At 60.6% G+C, this 16386-nt stretch carries 11 protein-coding genes; 2 read left to right on the top strand and 9 right to left on the bottom strand.

Features of this window, described 5'->3' with window-relative positions:
• Positions 1-1002 carry a type VI secretion system baseplate subunit TssF gene (locus QZM67_RS13830; protein ID WP_367620445.1) on the top strand — a complete coding sequence of 334 codons (1002 nt, stop codon included), beginning with the start codon at positions 1-3 and terminating at the stop codon, positions 1000-1002.
• A gap of 67 nt (positions 1003-1069) precedes the next feature.
• On the opposite strand, the gene QZM67_RS13825 is transcribed toward QZM67_RS13830, so the two are convergent.
• The 7 genes from QZM67_RS13825 to QZM67_RS13795 form a co-directional block, all read right to left on the bottom strand.
• The gene (locus QZM67_RS13825) at positions 1070-1345 is read right to left on the bottom strand and encodes a PAAR domain-containing protein (protein ID WP_301803956.1); all 276 of its coding nucleotides are present in this window, start codon (positions 1343-1345) and stop codon (positions 1070-1072) included.
• Between the two features lie 56 nt (positions 1346-1401).
• Positions 1402-2139, bottom strand: coding sequence for a putative type VI secretion system effector (locus tag QZM67_RS13820; RefSeq protein WP_301803955.1), 738 nt, complete (start codon positions 2137-2139; stop codon positions 1402-1404).
• Between the two features lie 51 nt (positions 2140-2190).
• The gene (locus QZM67_RS13815) at positions 2191-2934 is read right to left on the bottom strand and encodes a putative type VI secretion system effector (RefSeq protein WP_301803954.1); all 744 of its coding nucleotides are present in this window, start codon (positions 2932-2934) and stop codon (positions 2191-2193) included.
• 2 nt (positions 2935-2936) lie between these two features.
• Positions 2937-5798: a T6SS effector BTH_I2691 family protein gene (locus QZM67_RS13810; RefSeq protein WP_301803953.1), complete on the bottom strand. Its 2862-nt coding sequence runs from the start codon at positions 5796-5798 to the stop codon at positions 2937-2939.
• A 20-nt stretch (positions 5799-5818) separates the two neighbouring features.
• A complete protein-coding gene (locus tag QZM67_RS13805; protein WP_301803952.1) occupies positions 5819-6829 on the bottom strand; it encodes a DUF4123 domain-containing protein in 1011 nt (336 codons plus the stop codon).
• A gap of 4 nt (positions 6830-6833) precedes the next feature.
• Positions 6834-9365, bottom strand: coding sequence for a type VI secretion system Vgr family protein (locus QZM67_RS13800; RefSeq protein ID WP_301803951.1), 2532 nt, complete (start codon positions 9363-9365; stop codon positions 6834-6836).
• Between the two features lie 675 nt (positions 9366-10040).
• Complete coding sequence (locus tag QZM67_RS13795; protein WP_175022345.1) at positions 10041-12341, bottom strand: NADP-dependent malic enzyme; 2301 nt, start codon at positions 12339-12341, stop codon at positions 10041-10043.
• 137 nt (positions 12342-12478) lie between these two features.
• Between QZM67_RS13795 and QZM67_RS13790 the strand changes: the two genes are divergently transcribed.
• Positions 12479-13450: a LysR substrate-binding domain-containing protein gene (locus QZM67_RS13790; protein ID WP_175022346.1), complete on the top strand. Its 972-nt coding sequence runs from the start codon at positions 12479-12481 to the stop codon at positions 13448-13450.
• A gap of 69 nt (positions 13451-13519) precedes the next feature.
• Here the strand turns inward: QZM67_RS13790 and QZM67_RS13785 are convergent, their stop codons facing one another.
• Both QZM67_RS13785 and QZM67_RS13780 read right to left on the bottom strand, forming a co-directional pair.
• Entirely contained in the window at positions 13520-14197 is a 678-nt protein-coding gene (locus tag QZM67_RS13785) for a hypothetical protein (RefSeq protein ID WP_301803950.1), read from the bottom strand.
• A gap of 107 nt (positions 14198-14304) precedes the next feature.
• Complete coding sequence (locus tag QZM67_RS13780; RefSeq protein ID WP_301803949.1) at positions 14305-16197, bottom strand: SAM-dependent methyltransferase; 1893 nt, start codon at positions 16195-16197, stop codon at positions 14305-14307.
• Between the last annotated feature and the right edge of the window lie 189 nt (positions 16198-16386).

The following is a 16386-nucleotide window of genomic DNA, read 5'->3' as shown; positions in this document are numbered from 1 at the left end:
ATGCCAGCCTCCTCCACCGCTGTACCGACTGCGGTTATGCCAGCCTTCTTTGCCGCACCCTGTCGAGCAAACCACCCGCCGGCCTCCGCAACCTCGGGGCTTGTGAACGACCCGAGTCTCAGCGTCGTTCCGGAAGCCCGGCTTACGTCGCGGCCACTCAAGCGGAATCCGATCACGAACGCGTACCCCGTGCAATCCCAGAATACGGACGCTGCGGGAGTCGAAGTTTGGTCTGTCGAGTCGGTCCGTGCCACGACAGGCAGTTCCAGAGCGAACATCATTCATCCGTTCGCGTCGCTCATGCACGGCAGTTCCGCCAAACCGGCCGGCCCCTATTGGGTTCTCATGCACCATAACGCGGCCTCGCCATCGGGAAAGAAGGAAACCGCGCTCAGCCTGGTCGAACTCGACGGCCGACCGGCGATCGACACCGAGATCGAACAGATAACAGCAGACGTCACCTGCTCGAATGGCAATCGCCCTCGCACGATGCGGGTCGGTGCCGAGGATGGTGATCTGGTGAACGAGCAGGGAACGATGGTTTCGCGCATCGTGATGCTGGACGTACCTACGGAAGGCGCGCGATTGTCGAAGGAAGGCGATGCGGCTTGGCGGCTCATCACGCAGTTCGCCCCGCACTCGATCGAATTGACCCGCACCGGGCTTGCGGAGCTGAAACGCCTGTTCCACCAATTCACCGCTCATTCCGCGGGACACGCGAAACTGCTCGACGGACTGACGAACCTGAGCCATCGGGCCAAACAGCTCTGGCTTCCAGGAAAACCAATGCCGAGTTTCGTCCGGGGTCTTGAAGTGACGTTGACGGTCGACGAACAAGCGTTTGCCGCCGTCAACTTAAACGCTTTCATCGGCGTGATGGATCACTTCTTCACGGTGCACGCGCCGGCGACAAGCTTTGTTCAACTCGTCGTGATGTCTGCCAGCACTGGTGCAGAAATTCGACGCTGTACACCGCGACCTGGCACAATTCCGCTCGCTTGACGGGCTGTTGCATGGCCCGCCAAAACAGATAGACTGATACCCCATCAGCATGGGACGCATTTCTTCTTCAGACTGTCGAGCACCCCGATCCACTGCCTGCCTTAACGTGGTTCGTTCCGCAAGGGCACAGAACCAGATCGCCATCCAAGACGCATGACCGACCGTCCTCTTGCATATCGGCACCGCTACCTTGGATCGGATGCTCGCCAGGACATTTGGTGCACGTTGCCATTTCGTGATCCAGGGCGATACGTCTGTCGCCATCGTACATACTCGAAGCGGCCGCGATGACACGCCCGCCGGTCGTAGTCGGATCGCCATCGCATACCAACGCTTTACTCATAGTGGACTCCGGCTAGTGAACGGTTGAGGGCGCTTCGTTTCCCATCCCGCAAGAGTTCATGACTCGCTGTAGCGAAAAATAAGTTTACCCATCTGCCATGTATCTTCAGGTTGCCGCAACTTCTTAGAGGTCTTCGGCAAATCAACATTGGACGGATTCTCCCACCCAAATGTCTCAAATATCCGATTTGCCATAGGTAACTGCCTCTTGAATCTGCGGCTTACTCTATACGCAAGAAAAACGGCCATTAACTCAGTCCCAGTCCACAAAGGGACAAAGACTTTCAAAAAAAATATCCACTGATCTTGATCATGCGGGAGGGGCAGTAGCAAAAAAAGGGTTGGGACTAACGCGCAGAAACTCCAGAATAGAGCTGACAACTTCACAAAAAATTTAAATAACGCCCGACTACCACGTTCGCAATGAGGATGAACGGATAAAATCCCATCACTGCATCGCCGGATGGCATACCCTATCCATCCAGACTCAGTCCGCTCTGCAACAACTTCAACCTCGTCCCCATTTTCGAAGACGGACAACCAAAGCCACGCTCGGATTTCCTCACCGTTCAACCGGAAAGTAACAAGATCTCCTTCAGTATCCGTGAATTCCGAGGATGCACTGAGGTTAAGCGCAATATCGTTCAATCCTGCCAAGGCCGCAACGATCGCAGTGCTCTCCATCGCCCGCTTATCTGCTTCCGTGAAGATGGCGTCATAGTAGACTCGACTTTTCGTCATTTCCGTGATCACTCCGCGCAAAAGCGCTGGAGCGGCGGCTTGATTACGGTCCATCTTGGTATCCGGTTACGGTCAGCACCGCCCACGCTCTAACTTGATGAAAAGTCATGACTCGCTGTAGCGAAAAATCAGCACTCCCATCTGCCATGTATCTTCTGGTTGCCGCAACTTCTTAGAGGTTCTCGGTAAATTAACATTTTCAGGATCCTTCCAGCCAAATGTCGCAAATATCCGATTTGCCATTGGCAACTGCCTCTTGAATCGGCTACTCACTCTATACGCCAAAAAGACAGCCACCACCTCAATCCCTCCCCATGAAACAAGAAAGGTTTCAGCAAACATTATCCACCGATCATGCATGCCTTGATAAAGCATCATCGATGCCACCATCAACGTCACAACAAGCGCACAACCACTCCAAAACAACATCGATATCTTCACAAAGAATTTAAATAACGCCCGACTACCCCGCTCACAATGAGGATGAACGGATAAAATCCCATCACTGCATCGCCGGATGGCATACCCTATCCATCCAGCCTCCGTCCGTTCTGCAACAACCTCAACCTCGTCTCCATTCTCGAAGACAGACAGCCAAAGCCATGCGCGGACTTCCTCACCGTTCAACCGGAAGGTCACAAGATCACCAACCGTATCCGTGAATTCCGAGGATGCACTGAGGTTAAGCGCAATATCGTTCAATCCTGCCAATGCCGCAACGATCGCAGTGTTCTCCATCGCCCGCTTATCTGCTTCCGTGAAGATGGCGTCATAGTAGACTCGACTTTTCGTCATTTCCGTGATCACTCCACGCAGAAGCACTGGAGCAGCAGCCTGCTTATTTCCCATCTTTATTTCCCCGTCACCCCAAGCGCCTTATTAAAGGCGGCCTGCTGCTTATCCAATGTAACCCCTTTGTCCGGCGCAGTTCCAAATGGCGAACTGGATAACCAATTTTCAAGGTCATCTGGCGTAAAGTAGTTGTAGATCAGCGTAATGATCGCTACGATCACACCCACTTCCCAACCCGTTGCGATCAGGATCACCCGTCCACTAAACAGGAGCCATCCTCCTGCGGTTACTTCACTCGCCAGTCCGGCTGCAACAGTCTCGCTTGCGTAGGCCCCGACCTGCTTAAGTACCGATTCCCCGACAAAGGTCCCCAGTTCTCGTCCCGCTAACCCGGCCGCCCTGCCTTCGATCCGAGCCTGGGCACCGGCCATGCCCGCCGCGAGCCGGCCCACGAATCGCACCTTGCCCGGTGCCAAACTAGTTGATTTCATTAGCAAGGGCGCAGAGGAACTGATAGCTGTTAATACAGTCCCGACTCCGATCCCAAAATCGAAAAACGCCTTAAAAGTATAGAAAATAATCTGCTTGTAGTTTGACGATGAGAATCCAGATACAACTTTCATCCCATCAGTAGTCATCGAAATAAACGACGACATTCCGCCCAAACAACTCGCGGCGACTTTCATGCTGGCAAGCGTCGAACTCGCCGATGTCTTGCCGAAGCTGCTCAGCCATTTGTTGTAGACGTTCAGCCCCGCCCCAACCAACGATAACGTCCCGCTCGCAATAGCCAAGTCGTCTGTAGCTGTCTTGTCCGGCTTTGTCCAGAGCAGGAAGTAATTCATCATCTCGATAATGAACAACGCCCCGGAAAGCTTCACCGACGCGGCAGCCTTGTCCCGCGTGGCATTCGGGGTAAGCCGCGCCTCGGCATACAGCTTGCGCACGAGCGCCCCACGGTCATCTTCAGCCAACGCGACATAAGCTTGTGCCCGGACCTGCATCGGGTCCAAACTAGGATTCTTCGCCTTGATGTCCCATACCGCTTTGCTTACGGCGGTATCCATCTGCCCTTCCCAGGCAGCCAGCTCCGCCACGATACGTTTCGCGTCTTCCAGTACGAGGCCCCCACGGACCAAGAGCGCGCCCTTGATCAAGATCCCGCCAACGGAACGAGAAATCGGTCCGAAGACATTCACCATCGCACGCCCTGACCACAGCATCAATCGCTCAATCCCGAGCGCCTTGAGCGGGCGCTCGGTCGCCGACCCCGCGCGTTCGTGCTTGAATATGTCCTCGACCTTTTCGTAGAACTTCACAAACGCCTTCAGGTAGCCAAGATCGAGATAGAGCGATGCCTGCTTCGTCACGTACCACGACGCGGCCCGGTCCACGATGGATTCGCTTTGGCCGGCCCGCACGATCGCCAGGAAAGTCTTCATCTCCTCGCGAATGTCGGTCTGGTTATACGCGAACGCCCGCCAGTAATAGCTGCGCTCATCGGTCGGGTCCATGTTGTTGATGAGTTTCTCAACGATACGCAGCCCCGGATCAGTCGCCGACAATCCAGCGTACGCTTCGTCAATCACCCCGTGAAACGCCAAGCCGTCCCCCGCGTCATCCGAATGGTAGTCGTTGAGCGCATGCCGGAACGCATCGGAAGACAGCCAGGCGTCGCGGTCGGGCACACGTTGCTTCTGTAGCTGTTCGACCTTGAGGGTGACTTTATCGAACCAAGTACTGAAGTTGTTCGGCCATTTCCCGCCCTTGATGCTGGCTTGGTATTTGTGCCAGGCTTTGTTACCTACGGTTCGTTTTTCGTCCGGCGTGAGTTGCCCCGCCTTGTCAATCATCTCCAGTGCGCTGGGCGCCATAATGCCGCCGTCACCCGCACCCAGCGCAGCACTCATCATCCCCTTACGCAAGAGACTCGCGCTCAATGCCGCACCACTGCGAACCGACCGTTCGGCCGCTTCGATCGACTGCGTGGCATCCACGCGAAGCGGCTGCATGCTGACGTAGCGCATCAGCGTGCCGGCGGGATCGTTGTGAAACCCGGCGAGTTCGTGCGTAATACCAATGCCGTCCCATAACGCCAGCAGCATCGGTTTATGGGGCGTGCCGCCAGCATTCTCGCCAATATCGTTCATCAGCTTCACCAGATCCTTGCTGGACGAACCCGATGGCGACGTCTGACGGATGTACAGAGGGTAGCGCGTGGCTTCCTGCTCCCAGATGGTATCGTCAGTCGCACGCCCATACTCATCCACTGCGATCGGTTTGGCGGGCGGAGCGAGCAGATCGGCCTTCAAGCCCGGCTGGTATTCGACGATCTGGTCTATTCCAGCCTCCGTCGCAGCGGTCGCATGCCCGGCCTCGCCTTTATTCATGCCGAACATGCCGCTTGCTGTCTTGAGCCAAGTCGCCGGCATGATGACCTGCATGCGTTCGCTGCGCAGCTTCGAGGACGTCGTGTACTTCTGGAAAACCTCTTTGATCCACGGATACTCGGAGAAAGCGATGAAGACCCGTGTCGCCTTCTCAGGCTTCTCGATGCAGATCACGTCCATTTGTACCGCACCGCCGGTCTGGGCGCACGCGGGGTCCGTCTTCGGCACCGATGGCACCGGAATCGTCTGCTTCCAGAGCCGTCCGTCTTCAGTCACCCGATAAGCTTCCCAGTAGTTACTGCCACGGGCGCCCTTCTCGTAGAAAAGATAGAGCCAGCCCTCCCGGAGGGTTCTCAGGCTGTAGTGGTGTGCGCTCAGCGTAATGTCCATGACACCCGGACCAACGATACCGGGCGGCATCGCACTCGACATGGTTTTCGGCACAACGGCATATCGAACCGGCAGAATCGCCAGACCGGATTTCATACAGTTCGGGCAAGTCGCGGTGCAAGTCAGAGGAGTGTTTGCCATGATCTGTTTCGTTATAGGGTTCAGCCGCGGCCTGCCGGGCTAGCCGAGTTGCGCAGGCGTTCATGCCAGATGCCCTGGCGAATTTCCGCGATTTCGTCCGAGGTGAGTTCGTCGATCCGTTCGGTATAGAGGTCCCCGTCGGCCCTGCTACCCAGTATCTGTAAGACCCGTGGGTGAAGGTCGAACTCCGGATGCAATGAGAGCGCGTGACCAACAAACGCCACCTCATCTTCCTCATCGGTCAGGCCATAGCGTCGGGCCCTCAGCGACGCTGCCACAGCTGCATCGACCTCATGCTGCTTCGGTTGACGGTCGAGATCGTACGCATGCAGCGCAAGTGCACGATTGACGATGCCATGGCACTGGATAGCCTGCCATTGCGCGTCGTCGAGCACAAAGTCGTCTCGTCGCCCCACGGTGTTCATGCGGGTGATAGTTGCCGCTCCGGCATCGAGGGTATGCCATGCCTGGATCGGACCTAACAAAGCATGCTGTTGCGCTGGCGCCAACAAAGGCCACAGCAGCGCCTGTGAACGAGGGTCGTAAAATCTCACCAAGCAAAGACGGCCCCGATCGTCGTTCTGAAGCGCGAGACGCGAGCAATGTGCCGCGACCTCTCGTGCTGATGCAGAACTGGCCAGCCAGCCACCGATGCGTTGTCCCAGCCCCTCGGCCATCGATTGCGGGCGTCTGTCCTCAAACGCCAGTCGCGCACTTTCTGCCAGCGCGGCAACATCCGATTCAGTTTTGAGATCCAGCTCGAGCAGGTAGGGGTAATGTGTCGGCGAAACCGCCTCGTGATCGATTACCACGTCGGTCTTGGGTAGGTCTGCGGATAGCGGGTTGTCACCCGCATCGTCGGCCAGCGGATCCCGCTGGCTGGGGTCGACAAGCAACAGGCAACGCATGTCTGGATGCTGGTTGAACCAGCGCTTTAATGCACTGACCTGCTCGCGAATCCGGACATCCTCCGTAACGGAATCGTCCCCCTCACGTCCATCGCGCCCTTGCGGTGTCTGCACGTATGACATCGACTTACTCCAGCACGACGGTTGACGCGCTATTGGCGGACGCCGAAGCTGTTTGCCAGGAGCATCCCTTCGTGACACTCGTAATCTGTGCCGGCAAGCGCATCGACGACGCGCCCTGCTTGCTCCACGACGCACCCTTCTCAAGAATCTGGCCTGTTGTCCCGTTCTCGATCAGATCGGGCGTGATCTTGATATACGACCCGCCTGCACCAATCCAGATCTCCTTGTCAGCCGAAATCACCACCCGACCGTCGACACTCGTGATGCTCAGATCCTGTTGCGAGGTCAGCGCCATAGCATCGCTTTTCGCCTGAATCTCAACCTTGCCCTTCGCCGCAAACAGCTTGATCCCCGCGTTCTGCGCGAACAGGCTGATCTTCTCCATCACACTCGCGATCAGCGATTTGCCGGCCGCCACGTGCACGCTCTTGCCACTGACGATATTGACCTGCTGGTTCGCCGTGACCTGCGCCGACTCCTGCGTCGACAGGCCCACGCCTGCGGGACTCGCCATCAGCATGATCGGCGTCGAGAACCCGTTCGCGTTGCCCGTGCCGCCCCCGTCCGTCCGACCACCACTGCCGGCGCCGCCGCTCACGCCATAGTGCGTCGCGTCGGTGAATTTCTTGAGCGCGTCCTGCCCTTCCTGCAGGCTCTCCGCCTGGTTCGCCGAACTCGCCTGCGACGTCAGATCGACGACGGTTTCCGCACTGGCCAACTGTTCGGATGCAGCGGTCACGTTCAATGGCTGGTTCGTCGCTGTCGGGTGCGTGGATACGAACAAGCCCTGCCCCGCCCGAATGGCGCCATAGGCGTCCGATTTGAGGTCGAAACCGCTACCGAGGAACGCACCACGCGTATTGTCGGTCTGCTGGATCAGGTACCCGAGGTGCAAATGAGACTGGTAGCTGCTCGAGTAAAGGTGAACCCGATTCTGCTGCGTCGAGTCGTCCATCACGAGCTGGTTGTAGCCGGTGCCGCCGTACTCGCGCGAGCGTTGACCGGACAGCAAACCGTTCGTGTGCCACACCGGCTGCGTCGCGCCCCCGTACATCCTCGCAATGATGACGGGCCGATCGCAGTCACCTTCCATGAAGCCCACGACGACTTCGTCGCCCTTGCGTAGTGGCTGAATCCCGCCACGGCTCGAGCCCGCATCCAGAAACGTCGGACGTACCCAGCACGACGCGCGTTCATCCTGGCCGTTGCGGCGATTCCAGTGGAACCACACCTTCACCCGGTTCAGCGAATCGGTATAGACCTCCTCGCCGCTCGGCCCGGCCACGATCGCATTCTGCAACTGCATCACGGGCTTCTTGTGTTCGAACGGGCTGCGGAACGGAACGTTGCGCGGTTGCGCTTCGACCATCACCTGAAAGAAACCTTCGCTGCCATCGGCATGGCGAACCGTCGCGCCTGCCTTCGCTTGCGCAACCTCCTCAGCCAGCCCGTCGGGGAATTGCTCTGCTTCGTCCAGACCGGGCAGGTTATTGCAGATCAACCAGTCGACGCCAAGCAGAACGAATTCGCGATCCGGTTGACTGCCCGCATCGTGTACCGGATGGCCACGCAGTTCGAAGCGCCGCCCCGGCATCGCACAACGCAAGCCGCCGATGCCGTGAAAGCGCTTCATCCGCGACTTGCGCTCTTCGAGCCGAATCTGCGCAAGACGCTCGCCTTGCTCACGATCCGACCACATGTACGCACCGGGATAGTCGTAGATCTCCCCATCGGTCGGCAGCTTGCCGTCCACGTCGGTCACACCCTGCACCTGCCGAGGAAGATCGGGGCGCTTGTAGTCGAACGAGCGCGACGTCAGTTGCGCACTATCGATCTGGAGCTGCTCCTTCCATTGCGCGAACCCGTCCAGTTCGCCGCTGATTTCCGTAGGGCCGAACTCGACAACCGGCTGCTTCAGCTGCGGGACAAAATAAACGTCGTCCGTCAGCACCATCGTGTGCGACCGACCATTGTCCGCCTGCTCGAAGTACGGGAACACGCCCACCTCTTCAAGGCTGCGATGAACGAAGTTCAGGTCGTATTCCCATTGCACGCGGTTCGAATACGACGGAAGCGGTTTATGCAAATCGAAACGATACGCGCCGCGTGCTTGCGGATGCTGGTCGAATACGTCGGTCAGAATCTGCTCGCCGTTCTGCTCCTGCCAGTCCCGCATATCGCGGCGCAGGCGCAGAAAATAGAGCCAGGAAGAGAAGGCCAGCTTGTAAAAGGTCAACGGCCCATCCGCTCCCAACCGGCTGAATCGGTGAACATAGCCATGGATCGGCATGTATGAGCCGTTTGCCTGCTGGATCCAAAGCGTGACCGGCTTGGCGAGCAGCGCGCTGAGTTCGATCTGACTGCCGCGCGGTGAAACGGCATCAATCTCGAATTCGTAATCGCGGCCGAGTCTAGCCGTTCCTTTCACATAGAGCGGCAATAACCAGTCGACGCCGAGCGGCGTGTCCAGTTTGACAAGACGATTGTATTGCGCGTCGCCAAGACGCAATGTCTTATAAAGCGCGGTATGGCCCATGCAGCTTGCCCTTGGTTGGTATTCAGGTGGGGTTTCTGCCGAGCGGTGATTATAAATACCTTTCGGAACAAGACGATAGTGGCCGTTGCACCTCATCTATTTCAAATAGACGGAAAATATGACCGGCGCACACGAAATTAAAGAGACTTCACAATTTTTCAGGAAAAAATTTCCGATTATTCTCGTGAGTCGCTTTAAACCACTCATCTCTTTTCTGAACCCGGCCAACCGTGGCGACTCTGCGGCCGTACTCCCGGATAGTGCGCGCTGCGCACGGGAAATTCGGCGAATTTCCCCCTCTTTGATGCCGTGCCAGTCAGCCTCGCATGCGTATCGATCGCGAGATTCGTATCCGGGCTCTATTGACTCTCAGCCAGGAATTAAGCGGCTCGAGCTTTCTCGCCCTCGGCGCCACCTATCCCGTCGCCCTTTCGATTGGAGAAGTGCAAGAAATGGGAAAATCAGGCGTCGTTTCACGATCTTGTAATAAACGGCGCTCGTCAAGATCGCCATAAGGAAACGAACAACGCCGATCCCGCCTTTGATCGCATTGACGAACCCGAACGCCGTTTCGACCCACGCCGCGCGACACGACGTGTTCGAATCAATCACGAATGGGGCGGGTTCCCCGAACGACACCACGCCCGGTCAACCCGCCCCCCTTTCTGCCCCTACTCAGGCACCCGCGTTGCGATTCGCCTCAATCACCGTCAGCGCCGCCATATTCACGATCCGCCGCACCGTCGAGCTCGACGTCAGAATGTTCACCGGCGCATTGACGCCCAGCAGGAACGGCCCCACCGCCACATTACTGCCCGCCTCGGTCTTGAGCAGGTTGTACGCGATATTCCCCGCATCCACGTTCGGGCACACGAGCAGGTTGGCCGCCCCCTTCAGCGGCGACATCGGCAGCAGCCGCGACCGCAAGCCCTCGTCGAGCGCACAGTCGCCATGCATCTCGCCGTCGGCCTCGATATCCGGCGCCTGCTCCCGGACGATCTCCAGCGCCCGACGCATCTTCACGCCCGAAGCCGCACTGCCCGACCCGAAGTTCGAGCGCGACAGCAACGCCGCCTTCGGCGTCAGATTCAGCCATTCCATCTGACGTGCCGCGGCAATCGTGAATTCCGCGATCTGCTCCGCATCGGGGTTGTCGTTGACGTGCGTATCCACCAGCGCGACCGTCCGCTGATCGAGCAACAGGATGTTCATCGCCGCATAGGTGGACGCACCCGGCTTCTTCCCGATCACCTCGTCGACGAACCGCAGGTGGTTGTGATACTCGCCCACCGTCCCGCAAATCATCCCGTCCGCGTCGCCGAGCCGCACCATCATCGCGCCGATCAGCGTCAGGCGGCGGCGCATCTCGACCCGCGCCATTTCCTTCGAGATGCCATCCCGGCACCGCAGTTCCCAGTACGTCGTCCAGTATTGCGGGAACCGCTCGTCATACTCGGGGTTCGTCACCTCGACATCCTGCCCGAGCCGGATCCGCAACCCGAATCGCTCGATGCGCGCCAGCAGCACTTCCGGGCGCCCGACCAGGATCGGACGCGCCAGCTTCTCATCGACGATCACCTGCACCGCGCGGAGCACGCGCTCGTCCTCGCCTTCGGTAAAGACGATCCGCGCCTTGCCACCGTCGCGCACCAGCTGGCGCGCCGTCGCGAACAGCGGCTTCATGAACGCGCCGGAGTGGTAGACGAATTGCTGCAGTTGCTCGACGTACGCGTCGAGATCGGTCAGCGGGCGCTTCGCCACGCCGCCTTCCATCGCCGCCTTGGCCACGGCCGGCGCGATGCGGACGATCAGGCGCGGATCGAACGGCTTCGGAATCAGGTATTGCGCGCCGAACGCCACGTCGTACGCACCATAGGCGGCCGCAACGACTTCGTTCTGCTCCTCCTCGGCCAACCCCGCGATCGCGTGAACCGCGGCGATCTCCATTTCGCGGGTGATCGTCGTCGCGCCCACGTCCAGCGCACCGCGGAAGATGTACGGGAAGCAGAGGACGTTGTTGACCTGGTTCGGGTAGTCCGAGCGGCCCGTCGCGATCACGACGTCGTCGCGCGTCGCATGCGCCAGTTCCGGGAAGATTTCCGGCGTGGGATTGGCCAGCGCGAGAATCAGCGGGCGCGGCGCCATCTCTTTCAGCATGTCGGCGGTCAGGATGCCGCCGACCGACAGGCCCAGGAACACGTCCGCGCCGCCGATCACTTCCGCGAGCTTGCGCGCGTCGGTTTCCTGCGCAAAGCGCGACTTGGCCGGGTCCATCAGCGCGGTGCGGCCGCGATAGACGACGCCTTCGATGTCGGTCACCCAGACGTTTTCAACCGGCAGCCCGAGGTCGACCAGCAGGTCCAGGCAGGCCAGCGCGGCGGCGCCGGCCCCCGACGTCACGACCTTCACGTCCGAAATCGACTTCCCGACGACCTTCAGCCCGTTGATGAACGCGGCGGAGACGGTGATGGCGGTACCGTGCTGATCGTCGTGGAACACCGGAATCTTCATGCGATCGCGCAGCTTCTGCTCGACCGTGAAGCACTCGGGCGCCTTGATGTCCTCGAGGTTGATGCCGCCGAAGGTCGGCTCGAGACCGGCGATGATGTCGACCAGCTTGTCCGGATCGGTTTCGTTGATCTCGATGTCGAACACGTCGATCCCCGCGAACTTCTTGAACAGCACGGCCTTGCCTTCCATGACCGGCTTGGAAGCGAGCGGGCCGATGTTGCCCAGACCCAGCACGGCCGTGCCGTTCGTGATCACGCCCACCAGATTGCCGCGGCTCGTGAAACGGTGCGCCTGCAGCGGATCGGCGGCGATGGCTTCGCACACGCCCGCCACGCCCGGCGTGTAGGCCAGCGCGAGATCGCGCTGGGTCACGAGCGGCTTGCTGGCGACGACCGAGATCTTTCCCGGGGTCGGAAATTCGTGATAGTCGAACGCGGCCTGCTGCTGTGTCTCTGTCTGTTTCATGTTTTTCCGATCCGGGCACGGGCGCCAGGCCAGTCCCGGCGCGATCCATGAAGGTGATTCTAGGGATCCGCCATAAGGAGATGATTCTGTTTTAATATCGGCCCATCACTTTTTCATGATGAATACATGACCAGTCAATGACTTTTGACGCGAACGACGTGGTCAGGCGGCTGGGCGCGCGCCTGAAGATGCGGCACCTGGTGTTGTTGTTGCAGATCCAGCAGCACGGATCGCTGACGCGCGTCGCGGAGCACATGGCCAGCAGCCAGCCGGCCGTGACGAACGCGTTGTCCGAGCTGGAGAGCATGTTCGGCACGCCGCTGTTCGAGCGCTCGTCGCGCGGCATGCGGCCCACCGCGCTCGGCGCGGTCGTGCTCGAGCGGGCGAAGGCGATGATCAAGGATCTCGACCACCTCGCCCGCGAAATGGAGGCCGTCGCCGCCGGGCATGCGGCCCACCTGCATATCGGCGTGATTCCGTTCATTTCCGGACAGATGCTGTCGGCGGCGCTCAAGCGGCTGCAAGCGCGCATGGAGCGGCGCGTGACCGTAACGATTCACGAAGGCACCAGCGATCAGCTCCTGCTGCAGCTCAGGGACCACAGCGTCGACATCGTGATCGGGCGGGCGTCGTCGGCGATCGATCTGGGCCAGGTCTCCTTCGAGGTGCTGTACCAGCAGCAGCCGCGCATGATCGCGAGCCGGCGTCTGGCCGCGAAACTGGCTCGCACCGCGCTCGACTGGCACAAGCTGCACGCGCTCGACTGGATTCTCGGCGCACCGCATACGCCGATGCGGGAACAGGTGACCGACCTGTTCCTGTCGGCCGGCATCCCGCCGCCCGTTCCGATCGTCGAAAGCTATTCGTCGAAGCTGATCGGCGAGATGATCGCGTCGAGCGACGAGGCCGTCTCGATCGTGCCCGCCGATATCGCGGAAGAACTGGTGCGGTTCGCGGGCGTGGCGATCGTGCCGTACTCGCTGGTGTGGACGCTCCCGCCCATCGCGCTGTTTACCCGCGCCGCCGATTCGCGCGCGCCGGCGCGCGATCTGCTCGTGGACGCACTGCGCGAGGTGTGCAGGGAGACGTACGGGGATGCACAGCGATAAGGGTTCGCGCGCCGGGTCCGCCGAAAGCCGTGATGCGCTTCGACGAATACCGGGCCGCCCCGTAGCAGGCTACTGGCTGGCGGTGAGGCGACGCAGAATTTCCGCACGCTCAGCGGTCAGCACATGATCCGAGCCCTCGCCGCGGTCATAGCGCTTGGTCGTCCGGTAGGAAAACCGCTTCCTGTACTGGCTGGTGGCGGGATCGAACACCCACGCATCAACGACGAACAGGTGCGCCTCGAAATGACTCTCGCCGTCGCCCCACACGTAATCGGCTCGAACGAACACCGGATAGGGCGACACGTCCGGCACCTTCCACATCGCGCGGTCGGCCAGCTCCGTCTGGGTGACTTTCGGCATCAGGTTCTCGATCTTGCCGTTCGCGCCATAACGCAATATCGCCACGCGCTCCAGCATCCCGCTGCCACCGCCGAAGAACATCCCCGAGAAGAACACCCACGAGCCGCCCGACGCAATCGGCAACCGTTCGGATCGCGGCTTCAGACCGAACTGGTACACGTCCTTCGAGCCATCGTAAAGCGGCGCGGGCGGCATTTCGAAGCACGGCGCGCGATCGGGGAGCACGCAGAGTTTCACGCCGGACAACGGGAACCCCTCGTTGTCCAGCCGGCCCTCCGCCTGAGCGAAACGTGGGAATGCGAGTTCGCTGGATGCGGCTTGAGCCCCTGCGATGCCAATGACGGAAACGCTCAAGATCACGCCGAGCGGCTTGAAAACCCTGCGCATGCACCTGCCCCCTTCTCTCATGTTTTGTTAGGCGCGAATTGTCGATGATCCGGCCGCGTCTGTCGAATGAACGGGCGCGGCCGGCGACGTGCGCCGGCCAACACACATCAGACGGTGGCCAGCACCAGACGCCCCGGTGACGCGCCGATATGCAGCCCGTCGGAACGATTCGCGAGATAACGCTGGTTCAACTCGTCCGGCGTCCAGGTGTTGCTGTGGCTGAAGCCCAGCGCAGCCAGCCTCCCGGTCAGCTCGGCGGGTTCGAAGAAGCTCTTCCACGGTTCGCCACGCTCGGCGAAGCGCACCATCATCTGCTCCACCGCGATACGCACGATCGGCGACAGGCTCGACAGCGGGACCACATATTCGAGCAGAACCGCACTGCCTTTGGCGCAGCCGGCGATGAAGCGCAGCGTCTCGACGACCGCGGCCTCGTCGAGATACATCGTCACGCCAAGCCAGCTGAACAGCGCCGGCGCATCGGCATCGAAACCGGCGCGCGCCAGTCCCTCCGCGAGACCGACGCGCTCGAAGTCGACCGGCACGAACTGCAGCGACGGCGGAACCGCGATGCCGGCCTCGCGCAAGCGGGCCTGCTTCCACGCCTGCGTCGCCGGCAGGTCGACCTCGAACACGCGCCCCGGCGCATCGGGTCGCCGGTATGCGCTGGTATCGAGCCCCGCGCCGAGCACCACGTACTGGCGGGTGCCGCGTTCGATCGCATCGGCCCAGACGTCGTCGGCCAGCCGGCTGCGTACGACCACCGTGCTGCGCATGCCCACGGTCATCGGCTGGCGGAACTTGTCGAGGTTGTCGCGCAACGCTTGCGCCTCGGCCGTGCCGAGGACGGTCAGCGCGACCGGATCGTCGAGCACCAGCGGCCGGTCGAGCCACTGGTGCGCGGCCCGCTGCGTGGCCACCATCAATGCGCTCGGCTTGGGGCCGGCGTTCACCGGTGTCGTGTCGTGGCCGACGATATGCGCCCGGTTCAGATAGGCCAGCAACGCATCGTCGAGGCCGATGCCCAGTTGCAGATCCGGTTCACGCATCATCGCATCGCGCACGCGTGCCTCCAGCGCCGCGTCGTCGCCGCAGAAGCTGTCGAGAAACAGCTGCTGCCAGCGCTTGACGACGGCCTGCACCGGTGCGGCGCCGGCGTCGACGCCCGCGTCCAGGTGCGCTCTCAGCTCGACCACCAGTGCCGGCCACGCCCGATGCTTCATCGCGGCGAACTGGCGCCGCCGCACTTCGTCGGCCTGAGCCGGATCGAGGTATTTCGCGAGCAACGCACAGCGCGCGTGCGTGAACGCTTTGTCGATCCATGCCAGCATCTCCGCCGTGATGCCGACGATTTGCGGGGCGCGCGGCTCGTCGAGCTGCATCGTCATCAGCTTGGCCGCGAGCGTCGGGTCGTTGCGGGTCATCCGGACCACGAGCCGGATCCAGCGCCACGCCAGTGCATGGGCGGCCTCGCTGTCGGCCGGCAGCGCCTGCTGCCGGGCAATGCGGACTTCGTCGATCAGTTCGAGCCAGGATGGATCCGTCGGCGCGATCGTATCCGGCCCGGTTGCCAGCAGCGCATCGAGTTCGTCGTCATCAAGGTGTTTTTGGATCATGTTCATCAACTCCAGAGCGTTCAGCCAGTCGGTCGCCGTGGTCTCGTCGCCGGCGGCGATCATGTCCACGATGTATCGCAGGTGACGACTGAGGCGCTGCGCACGCGATGCCTGCACGTCGAGTTCCGCAATCTGGCGCCGCAGAAGCTGGAGCGGCGAACCTGCGAGTTGACCATCGAGGCTGGCCTTGATGTCCGGCAGCGAATACCCGAACCGCTTCAGCGCCTCGATCCGATGCAGCCGGACGAGGTCGTCCCGCCCATACAGGCGCGCGCCGCCATCCGTGCGCTGCGACGGTGACAGCAGCCCGATTGCATCGTAGTGATGCAGGGCCCGGACGCTCAGTCCCGCCTGCTTCGCCAGATCGCCGATTTTGAGTCGCATTTTTTCCCAGTCGTCGGGGTCGACCATAAAAGCTGACGTAGCGTCAGGTGCAAGTGAAATCGAAGGGATTGTATGTGCGGCTGGAAGACGTCGGGGTCATCTTCCGGGTCTTCACGCAAACCTGCTGCGGATGTTTGCGACGGCGTTCCCGGATTCTTGTCGACGAAGCCCGATCATGCCGAACGCGGG

This window comes from Burkholderia sp. AU45251 (assembly GCF_030482905.1).
Classification (GTDB): Bacteria; Pseudomonadota; Gammaproteobacteria; order Burkholderiales; family Burkholderiaceae; genus Burkholderia; species Burkholderia aenigmatica.
Note: the sequence above shows the minus strand (reverse complement) of the source record. Positions and strands in the feature narration are given on the sequence as shown.

Coding starts and splice junctions, on each gene's coding strand:
- QZM67_RS13805 (WP_301803952.1), bottom strand. CDS start 6,829: ATGTCATACGTGCAGACACCGCAAGGGCGCGATGGACGTGAGGGGGAC.
- QZM67_RS13825 (WP_301803956.1), bottom strand. CDS start 1,345: ATGAGTAAAGCGTTGGTATGCGATGGCGATCCGACTACGACCGGCGGG.
- QZM67_RS13780 (WP_301803949.1), bottom strand. CDS start 16,197: ATGCGACTCAAAATCGGCGATCTGGCGAAGCAGGCGGGACTGAGCGTC.
- QZM67_RS13785 (WP_301803950.1), bottom strand. CDS start 14,197: ATGCGCAGGGTTTTCAAGCCGCTCGGCGTGATCTTGAGCGTTTCCGTC.
- QZM67_RS13800 (WP_301803951.1), bottom strand. CDS start 9,365: ATGGGCCATACCGCGCTTTATAAGACATTGCGTCTTGGCGACGCGCAA.
- QZM67_RS13810 (WP_301803953.1), bottom strand. CDS start 5,798: ATGGCAAACACTCCTCTGACTTGCACCGCGACTTGCCCGAACTGTATG.
- QZM67_RS13830 (WP_367620445.1), top strand. CDS start 1: ATGCCAGCCTCCTCCACCGCTGTACCGACTGCGGTTATGCCAGCCTTC.
- QZM67_RS13795 (WP_175022345.1), bottom strand. CDS start 12,341: ATGAAACAGACAGAGACACAGCAGCAGGCCGCGTTCGACTATCACGAA.
- QZM67_RS13790 (WP_175022346.1), top strand. CDS start 12,479: ATGACTTTTGACGCGAACGACGTGGTCAGGCGGCTGGGCGCGCGCCTG.
- QZM67_RS13815 (WP_301803954.1), bottom strand. CDS start 2,934: ATGGGAAATAAGCAGGCTGCTGCTCCAGTGCTTCTGCGTGGAGTGATC.
- QZM67_RS13820 (WP_301803955.1), bottom strand. CDS start 2,139: ATGGACCGTAATCAAGCCGCCGCTCCAGCGCTTTTGCGCGGAGTGATC.